At 66.4% G+C, this 19,862-nt stretch carries 18 protein-coding genes; 12 read left to right on the top strand and 6 right to left on the bottom strand.

Annotated elements, in window-relative coordinates; translation table 11 throughout:
* Window positions 1–7 precede the first annotated feature (7 nt).
* Window positions 8–1,909 (bottom strand): ABC-F family ATP-binding cassette domain-containing protein, encoded by a 1,902-nt coding sequence (locus tag V3328_RS17855; protein ID WP_340331051.1) that lies wholly within the window; start codon window positions 1,907–1,909, stop codon window positions 8–10.
* Window positions 1,910–2,055: 146 nt separating this feature from the next.
* Between V3328_RS17855 and V3328_RS17850 the strand changes: the two genes are divergently transcribed.
* From V3328_RS17850 to V3328_RS17840, 3 genes are all read left to right on the top strand, one after another.
* Window positions 2,056–2,877, top strand: a complete 822-nt coding sequence (locus V3328_RS17850) for a cyclase family protein (protein ID WP_340331050.1) — start codon at window positions 2,056–2,058, stop codon at window positions 2,875–2,877.
* An 85-nt stretch (window positions 2,878–2,962) separates the two neighbouring features.
* Window positions 2,963–3,349 (top strand): hypothetical protein, encoded by a 387-nt coding sequence (locus V3328_RS17845; RefSeq protein WP_340331049.1) that lies wholly within the window; start codon window positions 2,963–2,965, stop codon window positions 3,347–3,349.
* Window positions 3,350–3,445: 96 nt separating this feature from the next.
* Window positions 3,446–3,901, top strand: coding sequence for a hypothetical protein (locus V3328_RS17840; protein WP_340331048.1), 456 nt, complete (start codon window positions 3,446–3,448; stop codon window positions 3,899–3,901).
* A 27-nt stretch (window positions 3,902–3,928) separates the two neighbouring features.
* Here the strand turns inward: V3328_RS17840 and V3328_RS17835 are convergent, their stop codons facing one another.
* Window positions 3,929–4,438 (bottom strand): DinB family protein, encoded by a 510-nt coding sequence (locus V3328_RS17835; protein ID WP_340331047.1) that lies wholly within the window; start codon window positions 4,436–4,438, stop codon window positions 3,929–3,931.
* A gap of 169 nt (window positions 4,439–4,607) precedes the next feature.
* Between V3328_RS17835 and ndk the strand changes: the two genes are divergently transcribed.
* From ndk to V3328_RS17820, 3 genes are all read left to right on the top strand, one after another.
* Window positions 4,608–5,030 (top strand): nucleoside-diphosphate kinase, encoded by a 423-nt coding sequence (ndk, locus tag V3328_RS17830; protein WP_340331046.1) that lies wholly within the window; start codon window positions 4,608–4,610, stop codon window positions 5,028–5,030.
* A 108-nt stretch (window positions 5,031–5,138) separates the two neighbouring features.
* Window positions 5,139–7,229: a molybdopterin-containing oxidoreductase family protein gene (locus V3328_RS17825; protein ID WP_340331045.1), complete on the top strand. Its 2,091-nt coding sequence runs from the start codon at window positions 5,139–5,141 to the stop codon at window positions 7,227–7,229.
* Window positions 7,230–7,271: 42 nt separating this feature from the next.
* Window positions 7,272–7,601 (top strand): hypothetical protein, encoded by a 330-nt coding sequence (locus tag V3328_RS17820; RefSeq protein WP_340331044.1) that lies wholly within the window; start codon window positions 7,272–7,274, stop codon window positions 7,599–7,601.
* On the opposite strand, the gene purN is transcribed toward V3328_RS17820, so the two are convergent.
* Together purN and purM are read right to left on the bottom strand one after the other, a co-directional pair.
* On the bottom strand, window positions 7,598–8,284 hold the full coding sequence (gene purN, locus V3328_RS17815) for a phosphoribosylglycinamide formyltransferase (protein ID WP_340331043.1): 687 nt from the start codon (window positions 8,282–8,284) through the stop codon (window positions 7,598–7,600). The two genes, V3328_RS17820 and purN, sit on opposite strands and share 4 nt — an antisense overlap.
* Window positions 8,281–9,360 (bottom strand): phosphoribosylformylglycinamidine cyclo-ligase, encoded by a 1,080-nt coding sequence (purM, locus tag V3328_RS17810; RefSeq protein WP_340331042.1) that lies wholly within the window; start codon window positions 9,358–9,360, stop codon window positions 8,281–8,283. Before purM ends, purN begins: the two co-directional genes overlap by 4 nt.
* A gap of 268 nt (window positions 9,361–9,628) precedes the next feature.
* On the opposite strand from purM, the gene V3328_RS17805 reads away from it, so the two are divergent.
* From V3328_RS17805 to V3328_RS17780, 6 genes are all read left to right on the top strand, one after another.
* Window positions 9,629–10,624, top strand: coding sequence for a DUF2066 domain-containing protein (locus V3328_RS17805; protein WP_340331041.1), 996 nt, complete (start codon window positions 9,629–9,631; stop codon window positions 10,622–10,624).
* A complete protein-coding gene (locus V3328_RS17800) occupies window positions 10,603–11,313 on the top strand; it encodes a CDP-alcohol phosphatidyltransferase family protein (protein WP_340331040.1) in 711 nt (236 codons plus the stop codon). Before V3328_RS17805 ends, V3328_RS17800 begins: the two co-directional genes overlap by 22 nt.
* Window positions 11,310–12,410 carry an AI-2E family transporter gene (locus V3328_RS17795; protein WP_340331039.1) on the top strand — a complete coding sequence of 367 codons (1,101 nt, stop codon included), beginning with the start codon at window positions 11,310–11,312 and terminating at the stop codon, window positions 12,408–12,410. The genes V3328_RS17800 and V3328_RS17795 overlap by 4 nt, the downstream gene beginning before the upstream one ends.
* Entirely contained in the window at window positions 12,407–13,111 is a 705-nt protein-coding gene (locus tag V3328_RS17790) for a P-loop NTPase family protein (protein ID WP_340331038.1), read from the top strand. The genes V3328_RS17795 and V3328_RS17790 overlap by 4 nt, the downstream gene beginning before the upstream one ends.
* Window positions 13,112–13,183: 72 nt before the next feature.
* Window positions 13,184–15,430: an RNA degradosome polyphosphate kinase gene (locus V3328_RS17785; RefSeq protein ID WP_340331190.1), complete on the top strand. Its 2,247-nt coding sequence runs from the start codon at window positions 13,184–13,186 to the stop codon at window positions 15,428–15,430.
* Window positions 15,381–16,952, top strand: a complete 1,572-nt coding sequence (locus tag V3328_RS17780; protein ID WP_340331037.1) for a Ppx/GppA family phosphatase — start codon at window positions 15,381–15,383, stop codon at window positions 16,950–16,952. Before V3328_RS17785 ends, V3328_RS17780 begins: the two co-directional genes overlap by 50 nt.
* A 6-nt stretch (window positions 16,953–16,958) precedes the next feature.
* Here V3328_RS17780 and rnd read toward each other — a convergent pair whose 3' ends face one another.
* Together rnd and V3328_RS17770 are read right to left on the bottom strand one after the other, a co-directional pair.
* Window positions 16,959–18,197: a ribonuclease D gene (gene rnd / locus V3328_RS17775; RefSeq protein WP_340331036.1), complete on the bottom strand. Its 1,239-nt coding sequence runs from the start codon at window positions 18,195–18,197 to the stop codon at window positions 16,959–16,961.
* A 96-nt stretch (window positions 18,198–18,293) separates the two neighbouring features.
* Window positions 18,294–19,532 (bottom strand): MFS transporter, encoded by a 1,239-nt coding sequence (locus V3328_RS17770; RefSeq protein ID WP_340331035.1) that lies wholly within the window; start codon window positions 19,530–19,532, stop codon window positions 18,294–18,296.
* Window positions 19,533–19,862: the final 330 nt, after the last annotated feature.

Genomic DNA, 19,862 nt, shown 5'->3' with positions numbered 1-19,862 from the left:
GGCCGGGTCAGGCCGATGCCACCGCCTCCAGCTCCGCGCCGGCCTCGAGCCACTCCTCCTCGGCGCGCGCCAGCGCTTCCACCGTCCGCGCCCGTTCGCGCGACAGTTCTGCGCCCTTGGCCGGATCGTTGGAAAACAGGTCCGGATCCGCAAGCTTGCCGTCCAGCTGCGAGATCCGCCTGGACAGCTCGGCCATCCGCCGCTCGGCCGACTTCTGCCTGTCGCGCAACGGCGCGAGTTCGGCACGTCGCTGGGCGGCGGAGCGGCGCTGCTCTCCCTTGCTCGAGGGAATTGCCTCTTCGGCGGCCGGGGCCGGCATCGCCATCTCGGCGGCGACAGTGTCGAGATCGCCGGCGAGCACGCGGCGCCGGTAGTCCTCCATGTCGCCATCGAACGGCACCACCGTGCCGCCCGCCACCAGCCACAGCCGGTCGGCGGTGGTTTCGATCAGGTGGCGGTCATGGCTGATCAGGATAACGGCCCCTTCGTACTCGGCCAGCGCGCGAACCAGCGCCTCTCGGGCGTCCACGTCCAGGTGGTTGGTTGGTTCATCCAGGATCAGCAGGTGGGGGGCGAAGAAGGTCGCCAGGCCGAGGAGCAGCCGCGCCTTCTCGCCGCCCGACAGCTTGCTGGCGGGAATATCGGCCTTCTCGTAGCCGAACCCGAACTGGGCGGTCTTGGAGCGAACTTCGGCCTCGCGGGCCCCGGGCATCAGCTTGCGCACCGCCTGGTAGGGAGAGAGCTCGGGACTCAGTTCGTCGAGCTGGTGCTGGGCGAAGAAGCCGACCTTCATCTTCTCGGCCGACATCACGCGTCCGCCGGCGGCCGCGAGCCGGTTCGACAGGAGCTTGGCGAGCGTGCTCTTGCCGTTGCCGTTGGAGCCGAGCAGGCCGATCCGGTCGTCGTGATCGAGGCGCAGGTTCAGGTCCCTCAGCACCGGTTCGCCGCCGTATCCGACGGCCGCGCCGTCGAGTTGGACGATCGGCGATGCGAGCGGCTTTTCGGGCGAGGGGAATCGAAACGGCACGGTGGAGCCGTCGACGATCGCCGATATCGGCTGGAGCTTCGCCAGGGCCTTCAGGCGGCTCTGTGCCTGCCGCGCCTTGGAGGCCTTGTAGCGGAACCGGTCGACGAACGCCTGCATGTGCTTGCGCTGCTCGTCCTGCTTCTTGAGCATCTTCTCGGCCAGCGCCTGCTTTTCGCGGCGCTGCCGTTCGAACTGGTCGTAGGTGCCGCGGTACAGCGTCAGCTTGCCCTGGTCGAGGTGGACGATCGTGTCGACGACCGTGTTCAGGAGATCCCGGTCATGGCTGATGACGATCAGCGAGTACGGATACCTGGACAGATAATTCTCGAGCCACAGCGTGCCTTCCAGGTCGAGATAGTTGGTCGGCTCGTCGAGCAGCAGCAGGTCCGGAGCGGTGAACAGCACCGCGGCCAGCGCGACGCGCATCCGCCATCCGCCGGAAAAGGACTCGAGCGGCCGGTTCTGCGCCTCGACGTCGAAGCCGAGGCCGGCAAGGATCCGCGCGGCGCGGGATTCCGCGGAATAGGCATCGATTTCGCTCAACCGCGCGTGGATCTCGCCGATGCGGACCCCGTCGACGCTTGTCTCCGCCTCTTCGAGGAGCATGGCGCGCTCGGTATCGGCGGCTAGCACGAAGTCGATCAGCGACGTCGGACCGGCGGGAGCCTCCTGCTCGACGGTGCCGATGCGCGCCTTGGCGGGCAGGTTCAGCGTCCCCGATTCCGGCGCGATCTCGCCGAGCAGGAGCCGGAACAGCGTCGTCTTGCCCGTGCCGTTGCGACCGACCAGTCCGGCCCGCGTCCCGGTGGGCAGCGTCGCGGCGGCCTGGTCGAGCAGGGTTCGTCCGGCAATCCGGTAGGTGAGGTCGGCAATCTGTAACATGGCGCCTATTTGCCGGTCCGTTCCGCCGAGCACAAGGGCCGTCGCGCAACAATTGCGCCCGTTCTGCGTGTGCCGACGACTGTGCTAGCATTCGACCTCCGGCCGACGCTTGCCGGATCCGCAGCAAACCCAGGGGAGAGCAGAACATGTGCGTACCAGGATGCCACGAAGCGGTCATGCGCCAGTTGAGCCGCCGCGGGTTCTTCAGGGGAGTGGGAGCGGCGACGCTGGCCGCTGCGACATTGCCCGCGGCCGTCGCGCCTGCCCGCGCGCAAACGGTGAGTTTCCAGAAGGCCGTCGACCTGACGCACTCGCTGCCGCCGGATTTCCCGACCTATTTCGGCGACCCGCAGCTCGAGATCGAGAAAGTGTTCGCCTTCGACAAGGACGGCTTCAATCTGAACGTCTGGCACCTCAACGAGCACACCGGCACGCACATGGACGCGCCGATCCACTTCTCCCAGGACGGGCAGTCGGCCGACCAGATCGAGATCGAGAAGCTGGTGGTCCCCATCGCCGTCATCGACGTGAAGGCGAAGGCGGCAGAAGATCCCGACTATCAGGTCTCGCCCGACGACATCAGGGCGTGGGAAAGCGCCAACGGCGAACTGCCGGAGGGGTGCTGCGTCGCGATGAACTCCGGGTGGGACGCCCACGTCGGCACCGACAAGTTCCGCAACGCGGACGGCGACGGGGTCATGCATTTCCCGGGCTTTCATCCGGAGGCCGCCGACATGATGATCAGCGACCGCAAGGTCGTCGGCATGGGTGTCGACACGCTGTCGCTCGACTTCGGCAAATCGCCGGACTTCAAGACCCACTACACCTGGTTGCCGACGGGGCGGTGGGGCATGGAGGCAATCGCAAATCTCGATGCGATTCCCGCCTCCGGCGCGACGCTCGTCGTCGGTTCACCGAAAATTGTCGGGGCGACGGGCGGTCCGAGTCGTCTGATCGCCCTCGTTTGACGTACCAGGGGCCGGTGGAACGTTCCGCCGGCCAGCCTGTTCTCCCGGCAGGCGTGAGCCGGCGCGACCAGGAGGATATTGTCACATGCGTATTTTGCTCATTGCCCTGCTGACGTTGGTCGCCGGACTGGCGGTGCCGGCATCGGCCCAGGAAGGACCTGGCAGCTTTGCACGGTGGACCCATTTCAATGGCGGCATGGTTCGCCTGGACGCGAACTACGTGGCCTCCGACACCTGCCAGGCGGCCGTCGACGCGTGGCGCGGCTCGCCCTCGGGCCCGGCGGTCGGTGATCTCGTCATCCCGGTGACGATCGTGATCGGGCCCAATCCGAAAGGCTGCACCGATACGCGTGTCGTGCGCCGGATCGTGTCGGTCGGTGCGACCAGCGCGACCGAGTTGATACAGATCTATTTCGTGACTACATCTGGGAAGATACTGAAGGTCGAGAAGGTCGCGATCTCAACCTATTGATCGGGATGCCCGGGGGCCTCGATTCAGAGGCCCGAGTCATGGCAGTGTTCCGGCCGGCGAGCCCGGTACGTTTGCGGGCGAACAAGGAGATTTTCAATGCGCGCGTGGCCTGCTGTTCGTCCGTTGGCTGCCCTTGCGGTCGGCGCGTTTCTCGCAACCGCCGGGGCCGTGGTCGCCGCGCCGCCGTTCTGGGGGGCAACCTATGCCTATGTGCAGGGACCCGATGATCCCGCCAACCTGACCGGCGGCCGACCGGTCCATGTTGCAGCGCTGCTCCCCGGCGACTTGGCCTGCACCTCGCTCGCCGGCGCCCGCCTCGATGATCCGCCTCCCTACCCCAGGGTGCTGGACTCGCTGCGCGCCGCGCCGGTGATCGTCACGCTGGCGCAATCCACCTGTCCGGAACCGGGCGAGAACCGCTGGCTCTATTTCGTGGTGCCGCACCCGTATCAGGCGGACATCCTGAACCTCATCTACGTAACCCCCGACGGCAAGCCGCTGGCGAACCAGAAGGTGTCGATCTCCGGCGGGACCGGCGGGCGCTACAACTAGGACAGCACAAGGACCGCGGGCAGGCTGTCACGACAGCCCGATGCCCGTTTCCCGCTGAAAGACGATCAGGTCGAACGACGGCGCCGTTCCCGAAAGCTGGGTCAGCAGGCAGTGCGCCTGTCCCCGGTGGTGGGTTTGGTGGTTGAAGAAGTGGATCAGAGCCGGCGCCAGCGGCTGCGTGATATCTGTCGGGTTGGAGATCGTCCGATAGGTGAACATGCCTGACGTCTGTTCCTCCGACAGGCTGTCGACGTAGTCGGCTATCCGCGCATCCTCCGTTCTGCGCGCTTCCAGCAGATCGGAGAAGTCATCGTAGAGTATGACGTCGAGTTTTGCCGGGGCGTCGCCCGTGCCCGTGAAGCGCCGCATCCAGATGCGGTCGCCGACGAGTATGTGGTTGAGCGTGCGATGGAGGGACCCGAAGAAGGCGCCGCACTCGCGGCGGTATGCTTCGTCCGGCAACGCCGCTGCGGCGGCATACAAGCGTTCGTTGGCCCACCCGTTATACCCGGCCATCATCTGGAAATGAGATTTCATCGCTCGCTTCCTCCGATATTAGGTAAGTAATATTGACCTAAGTGGCGGGTGCGGTAAAGCGCAATCCGCATTGCTTGCAGGCCGCAGGAAGGCCCGCTATAAGCCGCGCGGACCGCTGCAGAAGGCAGCCGAAATCACCCCACGCGACAAACAACGAGGTCGAGCCGACATGGCGATCGAGCGCACACTTTCCATCATCAAGCCCGACGCGACGGCGCGGAACATCACCGGCAAGATCATCGACAAGCTGGAAAGCGCCGGCCTGCGCGTGATTGCGCAGAAGCGCGCACGGTGGTCGAAGGCCGATGCCGAAGCTTTCTATGCGGTTCACAAGGACCGCCCGTTCTTTGGCGATCTGGTGGCGTTCATGACGTCCGGTCCGATCGTCCTGCAGGTCCTGGAAGGCGAGGGGGCCGTTGCAAAGAACCGTGAGGTCATGGGAGCGACCAACCCGGCCGACGCCGCTGACGGAACCATCCGCAAGGAATTCGCCGAGAACATCGAGCGCAACTCCGTGCATGGCTCCGACAGCGCGGAGAACGCCCGTGGCGAGATCGCGCAGTGCTTCAGTGAGGAAGAGATCGTCGGCTGACGGTCCGCTCCTGGTCAGATTCGGGAAAGGCCGGCCTCAGAGCCGGCCTTTTCATTTCCGGGCGTCCGAACTACCGTCCCGTTTGGTCCCCCGCAGGAAGCCTGTTCCATGAACAAGCCGCTCGACAAGAAAATCGGCTACTCCGCCTGCCCGCACGACTGCCCGTCCACATGCGCCCTCGATGTCGAGTTACTCGACGCGCATACGATCGGTCGCATCCGCGGTGCCGCCGACAACGACTACACCGCCGGCGTGATCTGCGCGAAGGTCGCCCGCTACGCGGAGCGCATCCACCATCCCGACCGGCTGCTGCGCCCGATGCGTCGCAAGGGCGAGAAGGGCAGCGGCGAATTCGAGCCGGTGAGTTGGGAGACGGCGCTCGATATCGTGGCCGAGCAATTCGAGACGGCCGCGCAGCGCCACGGCAGCGAGACCGTGTGGCCCTATTTCTACGCCGGCACCATGGGGCTCGTGCAGCGCGACGGCATCAACCGCCTGCGCCACGCCAAGCGCTATTCCGGTGAGTACGACACGATCTGCACCAACATGGCGTGGACCGGGTTCATCGCCGGCACGGGACGGCTGGCGGGCCCAGATCCGCGCGAGATGGGCAGGTCCGACCTCGTCGTGATCTGGGGGACCAACGCGGTCGCCACCCAGGTCAACGTGATGACGCACGCGGTCAAGGCACGCAAGACCCGGGGCGCGAGGATCGTCGCGATCGACGTCTACATGACCGAGACCATGCGGCAGGCGGATATTGCCCTGCTGCTGAAGCCCGGCACCGACGGCGCGCTCGCCTGCGCGGTCATGCACGTCCTGTTCCGCGACGGTCATGCCGACTGGGAGTACCTGGACAGGTACACCGACCGGCCCCGCGACCTCGAAGCCCACCTGCGGTCGCGGACGCCGGAATGGGCCTCGGCGATCACCGGCCTTTCGGTCGCCGAGATCGAGGAATTCGCCGCCATGGTGGGGCGGACGCCGAGGACATATTTCCGGCTCGGCTATGGCTTCACCCGCAACCGCAACGGCACCGCCAACATGCATGCCGCCTCGTGCATCGCCGCGGTGACAGGCGCATGGAAGCACGAGGGCGGCGGCGCCTTCCACAACAACGGCGCCATCTACAAGCTCGACAAGCGGATGATCGAAGGCAGCGATCTGCGCGACCCGTCGGTGCGGATGCTCGACCAGTCCCGCATCGGCGCGATCCTGACCGGGGACCGGGAGGCACTGCGCGGCGGGGCGCCGGTCACCGCCATGCTGATCCAGAACACCAACCCCGTGTCGGTCGCCCCGGAGCAGGACACGGTGAAGCGCGGTTTCGCCCGCGGCGACCTGTTCACCTGCGTCCACGAGCAGTTCATGACGGAGACGGCCAGGATGGCCGACGTCGTCCTGCCGGCGACCACCTTCCTGGAGCATGACGACATCTACAAGGGTGGCGGCCACCAGTACCTGATCTTCGGGCCGAAGCTCGTCGAGGCGGCCGGCGAGGCGCGCGAGAACCACTTCGTCCACGTCGAGCTTGCACGGCGGCTGGGTGCCGAGCACCCGGGCTTCGCGATGACCCCGCGCGACCACATCGACTGGATGCTGAAGTCGTCCGGATACGGAACGCTGGAGGAACTGGAGGCGGGGCGCTGGCGCGACCTGCAGCCGGATTTCGAGACCGCTCATTATCTGAACGGCTTCGCGTATCCCGACGGGAAATTCCGGTTCAGCCCCGACTGGACGAAGGTACCCTCGTCGAACGATGGTCCCATGGGCCCGTGGCAGCAGATGCCGGAGTTGCCCGACCATTTCGCGGTGATCGAGGATGCCAACGAGCTCTATCCGTTCCGGCTGGCCACGTCGCCGGCGCGCGGCTTTCTGAACTCGACCTTCAACGAGACGCCCACATCGCGTCAGCGGGAAGGCCGTCCGACAGTCATGGTGCATCCCGACGACGCAGCGCCGCTGGACATCGCCGACGGCGATGAAGTCCGGCTCGGCAGCCCGCGCGGCGAGGTGTCCCTGCATGCGAAGTTCTTCGAAGGGGTGCGGCGCGGCGTTCTGGTCGCCGAGGGCATCTGGCCCAACGACGCATTTCCGGACGGCAAGGGAATCAATACATTGACGGGAGCCGACCCGGTCGCCCCGTATGGCGGGGCCGCGTTCCACGACAATCGCGTCTGGCTGCGCAGGTCGGCCTGACAAGGCTGCCCGAAGCAATTTGAACAGGGACGAGGACGCCGGATGATCCTGATCGGTGCGAACTATCGGTGTGTTTTGGGCGTCCTCGGCGCCGCCCTTCTGTCCACGGCATTTGTGATGACGGCCGTCGCGCAGCAGGCTCCCCAACTGCCGGTGGACGAGGATGCGCGGCTGGCGCTGATCGACCACTGCGTCCTCGACGAGAGCGCCCGGGGCGGCCAGTACGACAATGTCGCCGACCGCTGCAAGTGCGCGACGAAGGCGATCATGTCCCAGATGTCGCAGAGCGAAATGCAGGCGGTGGCCAAATGGCGCAAGCCGACCAGCGCGCTCAAGACCCGCTGGCAGCAGGCATCGGACGCCTGCGGCTAGCCGGCGGCCGCGTCCGGAACCTCACGCAAGGACACCGGCGGCACCGCCAGCGCCGGCAGATCGGTGACGTCCTCGTCGATGAAGACACGGTCTCCGACCAGTCGGGCCCTGCCGGTGGCAACCAGGCGAAGCGCGAGCGGGTAGACCCGATGCTCGACGGCAAGGACGCGCTTCGCCAGCGTCTCGGCGGTGTCCTTGTGCGATACGGGCACCGCCGCCTGGACGATGATCGGACCGTTGTCCATCTCGGCGCGGACGAAATGCACCGTGCAGCCGGTGATCTTGACGCCGGCCTCGAGCGCGCGCTCGTGGGTGTTCAGGCCGGGAAACGCCGGCAGCAGCGACGGGTGGATGTTGATCAGCCGGTCGTGCCAGCGCTCGACGAAACCGGGGCTGAGGAGCCGCATGAAGCCGGCCAGGCATATGATTTCGGCGCCCGACCGCTCGATCGCGCTGCTGGCGCCCTCTTCGAACGCCTTCCGGCTGCCCTTGCCGCGGTAGTCGATCACTTCGGTCGCGATGCCGGCGGCGCTGGCCGTCTCCAGCCCCTTGGCGTCCGGGCGGTTTGACAGGACCAGCACGATCTCGGCGGGAAAGTCCGGTGCTCTGCTTGCCTCGACCAGGGCGGCCATGTTGCTGCCGCGCCCCGAAATCATGATCGCGACGGGGACACGGCCGTTCATTGCCGAAGTTTCCCGCCGTATCGGACCGGTTGGTCGGTCCTGCCGGAAGAGAGGCGGCCGAGAATCCATGCGGTCTCGCCCGCCTCGGACAATCGTGCGCGGACCGCGTCCGCGTCCTGTTCGGCGACGACCGCGACCATTCCGACCCCGCAGTTGAACGTGCGCAGCATTTCGCTTGCCTCGATGGAGGCGATGTCGGCAAGCCACGAAAAGACCGGGGGAGGGGCGAAGCTGGAGAGGTCGATGTCAGCGACCACGCCTGCGGGCAGGACACGGGGCAGGTTCTCGGTCAATCCGCCCCCGGTAATGTGGGCGAGGGCCTTCACAGCGCCGGTCGCTGCGATCGCCTCCAGCACGGGCTTCACGTAGATCCGGGTCGGCTCCAGCAATGCCTGCCCGAGCGCCTGGGCCGGCGCGAACGGGGCCGGATCCGTCCAGGCAAGGCCGGCGTCCGCGACGACCTTGCGGACCAGCGAAAATCCGTTCGAGTGGACGCCGGATGAGGCGAGGCCGAGCAGCACGTCGCCGGCCCGGATATCCCGGCGCGGCAGCAGCCGGTCGCGCTCGACCGCGCCGACCGAAAAGCCTGCGAGATCGTAGTCGCCCCCGGCGTAAAGGCCGGGCATTTCGGCGGTCTCGCCGCCGATCAGCGCGCAGCCCGCCCGCCGGCAGCCTTCCGCTATGCCCTTGACGATGCCGTAGCCGACATCCGGCTCGAGCCGGCCGGCGGCGTAGTAGTCGAGGAAGAACAGCGGCTCGGCGCCCTGGACGACGAGGTCGTTCACGCACATCGCCACAAGGTCGATGCCGACGGTGTCGTGGATGCCGGTCTCGATGGCGATCTTGACCTTGGTGCCGACCCCGTCATTCGCCGCCACCAGCAGCGGATCGCTGAACCCGGCCGCCTTGAGATCGAAGATGCCGCCGAAGCCGCCGATCTCGGTATCGGCGCCGGCGCGGGCCGTTGAGCGGACGAGGGGCTTGATCCGGTCGACGAAAGCGTTGCCGCGGCCGATATCGACGCCGGCGTCGGCATAGCTCACGACGCCTTTCGCGCGCGCATCCTGAGTGCTCAATCCGGCCTCCCTGGCAAGGCTTCATAGAAGCAGACCCCCGGCGAAAGACAATACCGGTCGCCGCGGTGTCAACAGGATCGGCAACCCGCATCCCGTCGGGTCCCGGCATGCGGCCGAACGCGGGCCTCGAGGTCACCTTGCGTTATCCCGCCGCATGTCACGCACTGTCGGAATGGCAGGCAGGGCTGATTCGGCGTTGTGGCGAACTGTATGCGGCGTTCTGGCCGGCGCTTCGCTCGGCTTGGCCTGCCTGGCGGGGCCGTCTGCCGTGCGTGCCGAGGCATTCGACCCATACGAGGTGCGCGGCATCGTCGTTTCCGCCGTCGCCGAAGACGCCGTCGCCGCCAAGAAGCTCGCCATGGACGAGGCGCTGTCGACCGCTGCCAGGCGGATCTTCGATCGGGTCGCCGTCGCGCCCGCGGACATCGAGATCGGCGCGGCCGACGCAGCGACGCTGCTGTCGTCCCTGGAGAACTCGTCCGAACGGTTCGGGCCCGGCGGATATTCGGCGACGGTGACGGTGCGGTTCGATCCGCTGCTGGCACGGGGATATCTGGCGGATCGGGGCATCGCCGTCGTCGATCGGGTGGCGCCCCCGATACTTCTGATCCCGCTGGTAGTGGAGGGCGGCGAGATCCGCATATGGGACGATGCGGCGGCCTGGGCCCGCACGCTCGGCGCGGTTTACAAGGAGACCGGCCTGACTCCCGTCCGCATCGCGAATGGAACGTCCGCGGACAGGGCCGCCCGCCTCGACCGGCTGATGGAAGCCGATCCTATCACGCTCGGCGAGTTCCGGATACGCTACCGCACACGATTCGCCGCCATCGCCCGTCTGGACCGCGATGCCGAGGGCGAGCCAATGCTGCTGAGCCTCGTCGGCACGGATGCAGCCGGGCCGGTCAACGCCACGGTGGAGCTGCGCGACGGTACGCTGGAGAACGCCGCGTCGGCGGCGGCCGGACTTTTGTCGAGCCGTTGGAAGGAGGTCGCCGGAGGCGGAGGAACGATCGGGCCTGTGTCCGGCAGGGGCCTGCCGGTGCGCGTGTTGCTGCCCGGCGGTCCGGCCGGGTGGGAGCCGCTGAAGCTGCGCCTCGAAGGGAGCGGGGTGATCGACGCTCTGAGCGTCGCGAGGCTGGACGACACCGGCGCGGACGTCGAGATCTGGTATGCGGGACGTCTGGACGAGTTGCCCGGTCGGCTGGCCGCGGCCGGGCTTGATCTGTTCGAAGCGGGCGGTACTTGGCTGCTGCAAGCCTATTGAGCTTTGCCTGTCTCTCATCTAACCCGTCGTCCCCGCCGACCGCGCCCGGAAGCCGTTTCCGTGCCTGTATGGCGGTCGGCCCTCATCGCGAGCACATGGTGACCTTTCCCAACTTCATTTCGATCTCGCGGCTGCTGCTGGTTCCGGCGGTGGTCTATGCACTGATAACCGGGCAGTTTCACCTCGCCTTCTGGCTGTTCGTGATCGCCGGTATTTCCGATGCCGTGGACGGCTTCATCGCCAAGACGTTTCATTCGGAGTCCGAGCTCGGCGCCTATATCGACCCGCTCGCCGACAAGGCGCTGCTCGTGTCCATCTACGTGTCCCTCGGGATTCTCGGCGAGATGCCGGTCTGGCTGGTCTTTCTCGTGGTCAGCCGCGATGTGTTCATCATTTGCGCGGTAATGTTGTCGTGGATGCTGGCGCGTCCGGTTGCGATGTCGCCGCTGATGATCAGCAAGGCGAACACGACGGGCCAGATCGTGCTGGCGGCGGTGATACTTGGCGATCTCGGCTTTGGGTTGGCGATGACGAACGTGCGGAACGCGCTGGTTTTCGTTGTGGCGGGACTGACGGTACTATCCGCGCTTGCCTACCTGGTCGATTGGCTCAGGCACATGGCAATAGCGGACGGGCCGGCGACGCCGGACGGGCCGCCCGAACGGCCGGCTGATGGGGAAGTGCCATGACGTTGCAGCGACAGCTCGTATTCTGGTTCGTCGCCTTGTTGTTGCTGATCGTCGTGCTGTTCGTGCTGCGGCCGATCCTGCTGCCTTTCGTCGCCGGCATGGCGCTGGCCTATGCGCTCGACCCGCTCGCCGACCGGCTGCAAAGGCTCGGCCTGAGCCGGCTTCTGGCCACCAGCGTCATCCTCGTGGCATTCGCGCTCGTGTTCATCCTGTTCCTGGTGGCGCTCGTTCCGCTGCTGTCCCACCAGCTGTCGCAGCTCATGGACGACCTTCCTCAGTACAGTTCTCGGCTGCAGGATCTTTTCAACAGCCTCACGCGCGAATGGATGCAGGTCGGCTGGGTGCGCGATCTGCTTGGCATGGAGCAAGGCGAATCGGCGCCCTCCGCCGCGAGCCGCGACCTGTTGGGCAAGGCAGCGGGCTGGGTCGGTCAGCTCGTGCAGGGCCTGGTCACCGGGGGCCTCGCTCTGGTCAATCTGTTCGCTCTTCTCACGGTCACCCCCGTCGTCGCCTTCTACCTCCTCAACGACTGGGATCGCATGATGGGGCGCATCGACAGCTGGCTGCCGCGCGAGCATGCCGACACCATCCGGTCGCTGGCGCACCAGATCGACGACGTCCTGGCCGGCTTCGTCAGGGGGCAGGGACTGCTTTGTCTGGTGCTCGGGACTTTCTATGCGATCGGCTTGTCGGTTATCGGGCTGAATTTCGGACTGGTGATCGGCTTCGGCGCCGGATTGATCAGTTTCATTCCATACATCGGATCGATCGTCGGCTTCCTGGTGTCGATGGGCGTTGCGCTGGCACAGTTCTGGCCGGACTGGATCATGATAACGGCGGTCGCCGCCGTCTTCCTCGCGGGACAGTTCCTGGAAGGCAACATTCTCCAGCCGAAGCTGGTCGGCGGCCACATCGGCCTGCATCCCGTCTGGCTGATCTTCGCATTGTTCGCGTTCGGATACCTGTTCGGTTTCGTCGGAATGCTGCTGGCGGTTCCCCTGGCCGCGGCCCTCGGTGTGCTGGCGCGTTTCCTGCTCCAGCAGTACCTTGACAGCAAGCTCTACAAGGGCGGCAGCGGAGAAGCGCCGCCGTCATGATCGTGCCGCGTCAGCTGGTCCTGGAACTGCCGCACCGGGAAGCGCTGGGACGAGACGATCTGCTGGTCAGCCGCTCCAACGATGCGGCGGTTCGAGCGATCGATTCATGGCCCGACTGGCCGCATGCCGGCCTGGTGCTGGTTGGATCGCCCGGAAGCGGCAAGACTCATCTCGTCGAGGTCTGGCGCCAGCGCTCCGGCGCCGTCCGGCTGGACGCTGCCGCGGTGTCGGGCGATCCGGCAGACCTTATCGGCGATGCTCCCGCAATCGCGGTGGAGGATTGCGGTCCTGGCCTCGACGAGGCGGCGATGTTCCATTTGCTCAACGCGGCCGAACGCGCCGATCTTCCCGTGCTGCTGACCTCCCGAGAGCCGCCGCCGCGCTGGACCCTGGGCCTGAGCGATCTGAATTCGCGCCTGAGCCGGCTTCCCGTGGTCGAGGTTGCGCCGCCCGACGAGGAGGTGCTGCAGGCCGTCGTGATCAAGCTGTTCGCCGATCGGCAGATCGCCGTCGATGAGGCGGTACTGCGGTATATTCTGGTACGCATGGAGAGAAGTTTCGCGGCGGCGCGCGACATCGTCGCCCGGCTCGACCGGCTTGCCGCGGAATCGAAGCGCCCGATATCGCGGTCCTTGGCGGCGCGTGCACTTGCAGAGGCGCATACGTTGGCGAATCTCGAAAGTCCCGGGTCGCATGAGTGAATCTCGCACGGTATTAATTGATTTTCACATGTCGTTCTTAGTGTTCGGCGTCTTTCAGACGGAACGATGAGTATGCAGCAGCCGGCGAAACTGGTGAACGAGGCGGAGGGAGTCGGCGCCCCCCGCCCTATCGCGGACTCAGAGGCGGCGGCGCCATTGCCGCCGGAGCGTTCGAAGGATGACTGGATGTCGTCTCCCGATCGTTTCGTCAATCGTGAGCTGTCCTGGCTGGGGTTCAACCGACGGGTCCTCGAAGAGGCGGAAAACCGCGGCCATCCGCTGCTGGAGCGGCTCCGGTTCCTCTCGATTTCCGCCAACAACCTGGATGAGTTCTTCATGGTTCGCGTGGCTGGCCTCAAGGGGCAGGAGCGCGAAGGAATCGTCAGCCGGAGCCAGGACGGACTGACGCCGCGCCAGCAGCTGGCGGAGATCGACGCCGCGGTGCGGGCCCTGACGACGGACCAGCAGAAAGCGCTGGCCTCGCTTCGATCGGAGATGTCCGAGGCCGACATCGATCTCGTCGAGGCCACGCAGACCACGATGAAGGACCGCGAATGGCTTGAGCAGCACTTTCTCGAATACATCTTCCCGGTGCTGACGCCGCTCGCGATCGATCCTGCCCATCCATTTCCGTTCATCCCCAACCTCGGCTTCACGGTCGCGCTTGAGCTGAAGCGTATCGAGGACGGGCGTCCGATGCGCGCCCTGGTCCGCATGCCCAACAAGATCGACCGTTTCGTGCCGCTGCCCGACGAGACGCACGGAGGGCGCCTGAAGCAGCGGTTCATCCGACTCGAAGGGGCGATCGAACTGTTCACCGGAAGGCTCTTTCCCGGCTACACCGTCACAGGCGGTGGTGCGTTCCGGGTCATCCGTGACAGCGACATCGAACTGGAGGAAGAAGCCGAGGATCTGGTCCGCTTCTTCGAGAGTGCACTCAAGCGGCGCCGGCGCGGGTCGGTGATACGGCTGGAACTCGAGAGCGCGATGCCCGGACCCTTGCGCGGCTTCGTTGCGAAGGAACTCGGCGTCCAGAACGACGAGATCCACGTCGTCGACGGTGTCCTGGCCCTTTCGGAATTCTCCCAGCTCGTTTCGGTCGACCGGCCGGAGCTCAAGTTCCCCGCATATACCGCGAGGTTCCCCGAACGTATCCGCGATCATGGCGGCGACTGCTTCGCGGCGATCCGGCAGAAGGACCTGATCGTCCACCACCCCTATGAGTCCTTCGACGTGGTGCTGCAGTTCCTCCGTCAGGCCGCCGCCGATCCGGACGTGGTTGCGATCAAGCAGACGCTCTATCGGACCAGCAACGACTCTCCGATCGTCCGGGCGCTCGCAGACGCTGCGGAATCGGGCAAGTCGGTGACCGCCGTCGTCGAACTCAAGGCGCGCTTCGACGAAGAGGCGAACATCCGCTGGGCACGGGACCTGGAACGCGCCGGCGTCCAGGTGGTCTACGGCTTCGTCGAACTGAAGACGCATGCCAAGCTGTCGCTCGTGGTACGTCGTGAATCCGGCCAGCTTGCCTCCTACGTCCACATCGGCACCGGCAACTATCATCCGGTGACGGCCCGCATCTACACGGACCTGTCCTATTTCACCGTCAACCCGGCGATCACGCGCGACGTCATCCGCATATTCAATTTCATCACCGGCTACGCCGAGCCGCAGGGCCTGGAGTCGATGACCGTGTCGCCGTACACGATCAAGAAGACGGTGCTCGACAACATCTGGCGGGAGATAGGACACGCGGAGGCGGGGAGGCCGGCGGCGATCTGGGCGAAGATGAACTCGGTCGTCGACGCCGACGTCATCGATGCCCTCTACAAGGCAAGCCAGGCGGGCGTGCAGGTCGACCTGGTCGTCCGCGGCATCTGCTGCCTGCGCCCCGGCGTGCCGGGCCTGTCGGACAACATCCGCGTGAAGAGCATCGTCGGCCGGTTCCTGGAGCACTCGCGAATTTGCGCGTTCGGCAACGGCCACGCGCTTCCCTCGCCGGAGGCACTGGTCTACATCAGCTCGGCCGACTGGATGCCGCGCAACCTGGTGCGGCGGGTCGAGGCGATGGCGCCCATCACCAACCCGACCGTTCACGCGCAGGTGCTGGACCAGATCATGGTGGCGAACATGAAGGACAACCAGCAGAGTTGGCGCCTTCTGCCGAATGGCGATTCGGTCCGGATCCTGCCGGAGAAGGACGACAAGCCATTCAATGTGCATCACTATTTCATGACCAATCCGAGCCTGTCGGGACGTGGAAAGTCTGTTGAACAACATTCACCGAGGTCTATCGCCGGCGGAATTACCGGCGCCTGAGGCCGCTGCTGCACTCAATGCCGCTCCCGGCCGCCTGGGCCACCTGGAGCCGGTAGCCGTCGTCGATATCGGATCGAACTCCGTCCGACTCGTCGTTTACGAGGGTCTGACGCGCAGTCCGACCCCGATATTCAACGAGAAGGTGTTGTGCGGGCTCGGCCGCCACGTCGCGACGCTCGGCCGTCTCGAGGACGCCTCGGTGGCGCTGGCGCTGGAGTCGCTGGCCCGTTTCCATGCGCTTTCAAGGCAGATCGGCGTCGGGTCGATCCATGTCATCGCGACGGCGGCGGTGCGCGAAGCGAGCAACGGTTCGAAGTTCGTCGAACAGGTGGAAGCCATCGTCGGCCACAAGATCAGGGTGCTCGACGGGGCCGAGGAAGCCGAACTGTCCGCCTACGGCGTCATCGCCGGCATCCACGATCCTGACGGGATCGCCGGCGACCTCGGCGGCGGCAGCTTCGAGGTGGTCGACATCCGCGGCGACGGCATCGGCACCGGCGAGACGCTGCCGCTCGGCGGCCTGCGCCTGCAGGATCTCGCCGGCCGCTCCATGAAGAGGGCGGAAAAGCTTGTCGTCGACGCGATCGGCGACTCCAAGGTGCTCGCCGACGGCAGGGATCGGGACTTCTACGCGATCGGCGGAACGTTCCGCGCGCTGGCGCGACTGCACATGGCGCAGTGCGGCTATCCGCTGCACGTCACCCACGGCTACGAGATCGGCGCGGCCGAGGCGCTGGAGTTCGTCCGGCTGGTGCGCCGCGTCAAACCGGATTCGCTGGACTCCATCGACGCCGTCTCGTCGGCCCGCCGCGACCTGCTGCCCTACGGCGCCATGGTGGTCGAGCATGTCCTGCGCCGCAGCGAGCCGAGGCGCATCGTCATGTCGGCGCTCGGGGTGCGCGAGGGCCTGCTCTACACGCTGCTCGACGAGGCGGGCCGCAAGAGCGATCCGCTGCTTGCCGCCTGCGCCGAACTGTCCTTCCTGCGCTCGCGCTCGCCGGCATTCGCCCGGGAACTGTGCTCGTGGACCGACAAGTTCCTGGAGTCGACGGGGCTGGACGAAACCGCCGAGGAGCGCCGGCTCCGGCATGCCGCCTGCCTGCTGGCGGACATCGGCTGGCGCTCGCACCCGGACTACCGCGGCGAGCACAGCCTCAACATCATCGCCTATGCCTCGTTCACCGGCATCGATCACCCCGGCCGTGCCTATCTCGCCCTGGCGGTCTTCTACCGGCATGCCGGGCTCGTCGATGATCACCTGAGCCCGCGCATCCGCGAACTGGCGTCGGCGCGCATGATCGATCGGGCGCGGATCCTCAGCGGCGCCCTGCGGGTCGCCTATCTGATCAGCGGTGCCATGCCCGGCGTGATCGACAAGGCCGACCTCGCCGTCGAGCACCGGACCGTCGTGCTGCACCTGCCCGGCGAACTGGCGAAACTGTCCGGTCCGCGGGTGCTCACCCGCCTCAAGCAGCTCGCCAGGCTCATCGGCCGCAAGGCGGAAATCGTCACGTCTGACTAGTCCGGATCAGCCGGCGTCGGCCTTCTGACCGGTTTCGGAGCCTGCCGGTTTGCGCCGCCGCCTCTTCCTGGACTTGGCCGGCTTCTCGGGCGGATCGCGCTCATCGAACGACAGCCGGTTGCCGTCGACCGCGAGCGACAGGCGGCCATGCTTCAGGTCGAGGGCCTTGTCGCCGAATATCTCCCGCCGCCACCCCTTCAGAGCCGCCACGTCGGCGTCGTCGTCCGCCGCAATCGCCTCGATGTCGTCGCTGGTCGCCACGAGGCGCGAGGCGACCTTGTTCTGCGCGGCCACAGCCTTCAGCAGCACCTTCAGCAGGTCGGAGACCGGACCGGACATCCGCTGCGGGCCGTTCGGGCGCGGAATCGGCGGCAGCTCCTTGTCGGGGAGCTCTTTCACCTGCCTGACGAGCTTGAGGATCTCGCGGCCGGCGGAGGAGCGTTCGTAGCCCTTCGGCACGGCCCTGAGCCGGGCCAGGGAGGATTCGGAATCGGGCAGGTGCACGGCGATCTCGTAGAGGCCGTCGTCCTTGAGGACGCGGCTGCGCGGCACGTCGCGGGTCTGGGCCTCCTTCTCGCGCCATTCCGCGAGCGCCTTGAAGGCGGCGAACTCCCTTGGCTTGCGCACCTTCATCTTGAGCCGCCGCCAGGCCTCCGCCGGATCGGTGTTGTAGGTTTCCGGAGAAGTCAGGATGTCCATCTCCTCGCGGATCCATTCGTGCCGCTCCACCTTGTCCACCTCGGCCTGGAGCGCCTCGTAGATCGGTTGCAGGTGGATCACGTCGGCCGCCGCATACGCCAGCTGCGCGTCGCTCAGCGGCCGTCTCGACCAGTCGGTGAAGCGATGGCTCTTGTCGATCGTCCCCTGGACGATCTCGCGGACCAGCGCCTCGTAGCCGACCGACTCGCCATGGCCGCACACGGCGGCGGCCACCTGCGTGTCGAACAGCGGGTGCGGGATCAGCCCGCCCAGGTGATAGATGATCTCGACGTCCTGGCGGGCGGCGTGGAAGACCTTCGTCACCGTCTCGTCGGCCATCAGGTCCAGGAACGGCTTGAGGTCAAGGTCCGGCGCCAGGGCATCGACGAGGGCGACGTCGGTGCCGGGCGCTGCCATCTGGATCAGGCAGAGTCGCGGCCAGTAGGTGACGTCCCTGAGAAACTCGGTATCGACGGCGACATAATCGTGGGAGGAAAATGTGCGGCAGGCCTTGTCGAGATCGGCAGTCTTCGTAATCAGCTTCATGAGGTTTCCATGACCGGCCTGTTCAACGTCAGGGGGTCCCCTGGAACCGGCCGGTCGCTTGATCGTCTTGTTGATTCGGACATGTTCTCTCCGACACTAGGGCGATTCTTTGCGACCGTCCCGGCGTTCGGCAAGCCTGAAGATAGCCGGCGACGTCCTCAATAGCGACACGAACCGTGTCCGCGCCGAACGCGGTATGCGCTTGCCCGCGGCGATGCGCCAGAGCGCGATCAGGATGAAGGCGCCGTGCACCGCGCTGGTGAACATGAACAGCGAGGAGGCGCCGAACGTCTCGATCGTCCACGACGACACCAGTGGTCCGACCATCGCCCCGACCGCGAAGAAGAATGTCAGCCCGGCGGCGACCAGAACGTACTGGCCGGGCGGCGCGAGGTCGTTGGCGTGGGCCGCCGACAGCGAATAGAGCGGCAGCGCGAAGGCGCCGAACAGGAAGATGCCGAGATACAGCCGCCAGGGCTCGCCCGGCCCGGTGGCGCTGAGCAGCAGGCCGGCCAGCACCGCCCCGCTCGTCGCCGCCAGTAGCGTCCAGCGCCGGTCGAGCTTGTCGGAGAAGATCGCGAGCGGAATCTGCAGGGCGGCGCCGCCGACGATGCCCGCGCCCATGAACGTCGCGATCTGCGCGACGTCGAGCCCCATCGACTCGGCGTATAGGGGCCCGATCAGGCGAAACGACGAGTTGGTCAGGCCGATCGTCACGCAGCCGATCGTGGCGAGCGGCGAGATCGCCCAGACGACCTTGAGCTTGAAGCGGACCTCGTCGGGCGGTTCGGGAACCGACCGGTCGGCCAGCGAGACGGGAACCAGCGACAGCGCGAAGAACATCGCGACGATCGCGAACAGCTCGAACCCGCCGGCCCCGAACAGCGGCAGCAGGTACTGCGCCCCGGTCACCGCGCCGAGATCGATCAGCCGGTAGATGCTGAGGATCCGCGCCCGGTCCGAACTCTCCGCGTTCGAGTTGATCCAGCTTTCCATCACGGTGAACAGGCCGGAAAAGCAGAACCCCATCATGAACCGCAGGGCGATCCACACCCACGGATCGATGATCAGGACCAGGCACAGGGTTCCCGCGGAGGCGACCGCAGCGAGCGCCGCGAAGACGCGGATGTGTCCGACGGCCTTGACGAGCCGCGGGGCATACACGCATGCAACTATGAAGCCGCCGAAATATGCGGTTCCCATCAGGCCGATGAGCCAGGGCTCGAATCCGGCGATGGAGCCGCGCAGGGCGATCATCGTGCCCTGCACGCCGTTGCCGGCGAGCAGGATGCCGGCGGTGGCCAGAAGCGGGGCGAGCGGGCGCAGCGGAGTCATCGAAAGAGGCTTATAGCAGAGCCATTGGCGACCGCTATCTTGACGGGCGCATTCCAATGGCTATGCGCCTTGCTGTCGCCTCTCATCACCGTCGGCTCGGTCCGTGCCCGTTGGGGATGCCGCGTACCCCCCTCTCCATCTCTCCCCCACAAGGGGGGAGGGGAGTTAGACGCGGCCTCGGGCAGTCCCTCGGTCCGCCGATTGCCACGGATCCGCGGCAAGGGGCGCACGGCTTCTGCGCTCCCTCCCCCTTTGTGGGGGAGGGTCGGGGAGGGGGGTACGCGGCCTCACCGCCCGGCACGGGGTCACCGATGAGATACGTGAGCCTCG

The sequence above is a fragment of the Microbaculum marinum genome (assembly GCF_037855135.1).
Lineage (GTDB): Bacteria > Pseudomonadota > Alphaproteobacteria > Rhizobiales > Tepidamorphaceae > Microbaculum > Microbaculum marinum.
This window is presented reverse-complemented; position numbering and strand designations above follow the sequence as displayed.

Coding starts and splice junctions, on each gene's coding strand:
- V3328_RS17855 (WP_340331051.1), bottom strand. CDS start 1,909: ATGTTACAGATTGCCGACCTCACCTACCGGATTGCCGGACGAACCCTG.
- V3328_RS17850 (WP_340331050.1), top strand. CDS start 2,056: ATGTGCGTACCAGGATGCCACGAAGCGGTCATGCGCCAGTTGAGCCGC.
- V3328_RS17835 (WP_340331047.1), bottom strand. CDS start 4,438: ATGAAATCTCATTTCCAGATGATGGCCGGGTATAACGGGTGGGCCAAC.
- rnd (WP_340331036.1), bottom strand. CDS start 18,197: ATGAAGCTGATTACGAAGACTGCCGATCTCGACAAGGCCTGCCGCACA.
- ndk (WP_340331046.1), top strand. CDS start 4,608: ATGGCGATCGAGCGCACACTTTCCATCATCAAGCCCGACGCGACGGCG.
- V3328_RS17790 (WP_340331038.1), top strand. CDS start 12,407: ATGATCGTGCCGCGTCAGCTGGTCCTGGAACTGCCGCACCGGGAAGCG.
- V3328_RS17845 (WP_340331049.1), top strand. CDS start 2,963: ATGCGTATTTTGCTCATTGCCCTGCTGACGTTGGTCGCCGGACTGGCG.
- V3328_RS17785 (WP_340331190.1), top strand. CDS start 13,184: ATGCAGCAGCCGGCGAAACTGGTGAACGAGGCGGAGGGAGTCGGCGCC.
- V3328_RS17825 (WP_340331045.1), top strand. CDS start 5,139: ATGAACAAGCCGCTCGACAAGAAAATCGGCTACTCCGCCTGCCCGCAC.
- purN (WP_340331043.1), bottom strand. CDS start 8,284: ATGAACGGCCGTGTCCCCGTCGCGATCATGATTTCGGGGCGCGGCAGC.
- V3328_RS17795 (WP_340331039.1), top strand. CDS start 11,310: ATGACGTTGCAGCGACAGCTCGTATTCTGGTTCGTCGCCTTGTTGTTG.
- V3328_RS17840 (WP_340331048.1), top strand. CDS start 3,446: ATGCGCGCGTGGCCTGCTGTTCGTCCGTTGGCTGCCCTTGCGGTCGGC.
- V3328_RS17770 (WP_340331035.1), bottom strand. CDS start 19,532: ATGACTCCGCTGCGCCCGCTCGCCCCGCTTCTGGCCACCGCCGGCATC.
- V3328_RS17820 (WP_340331044.1), top strand. CDS start 7,272: ATGATCCTGATCGGTGCGAACTATCGGTGTGTTTTGGGCGTCCTCGGC.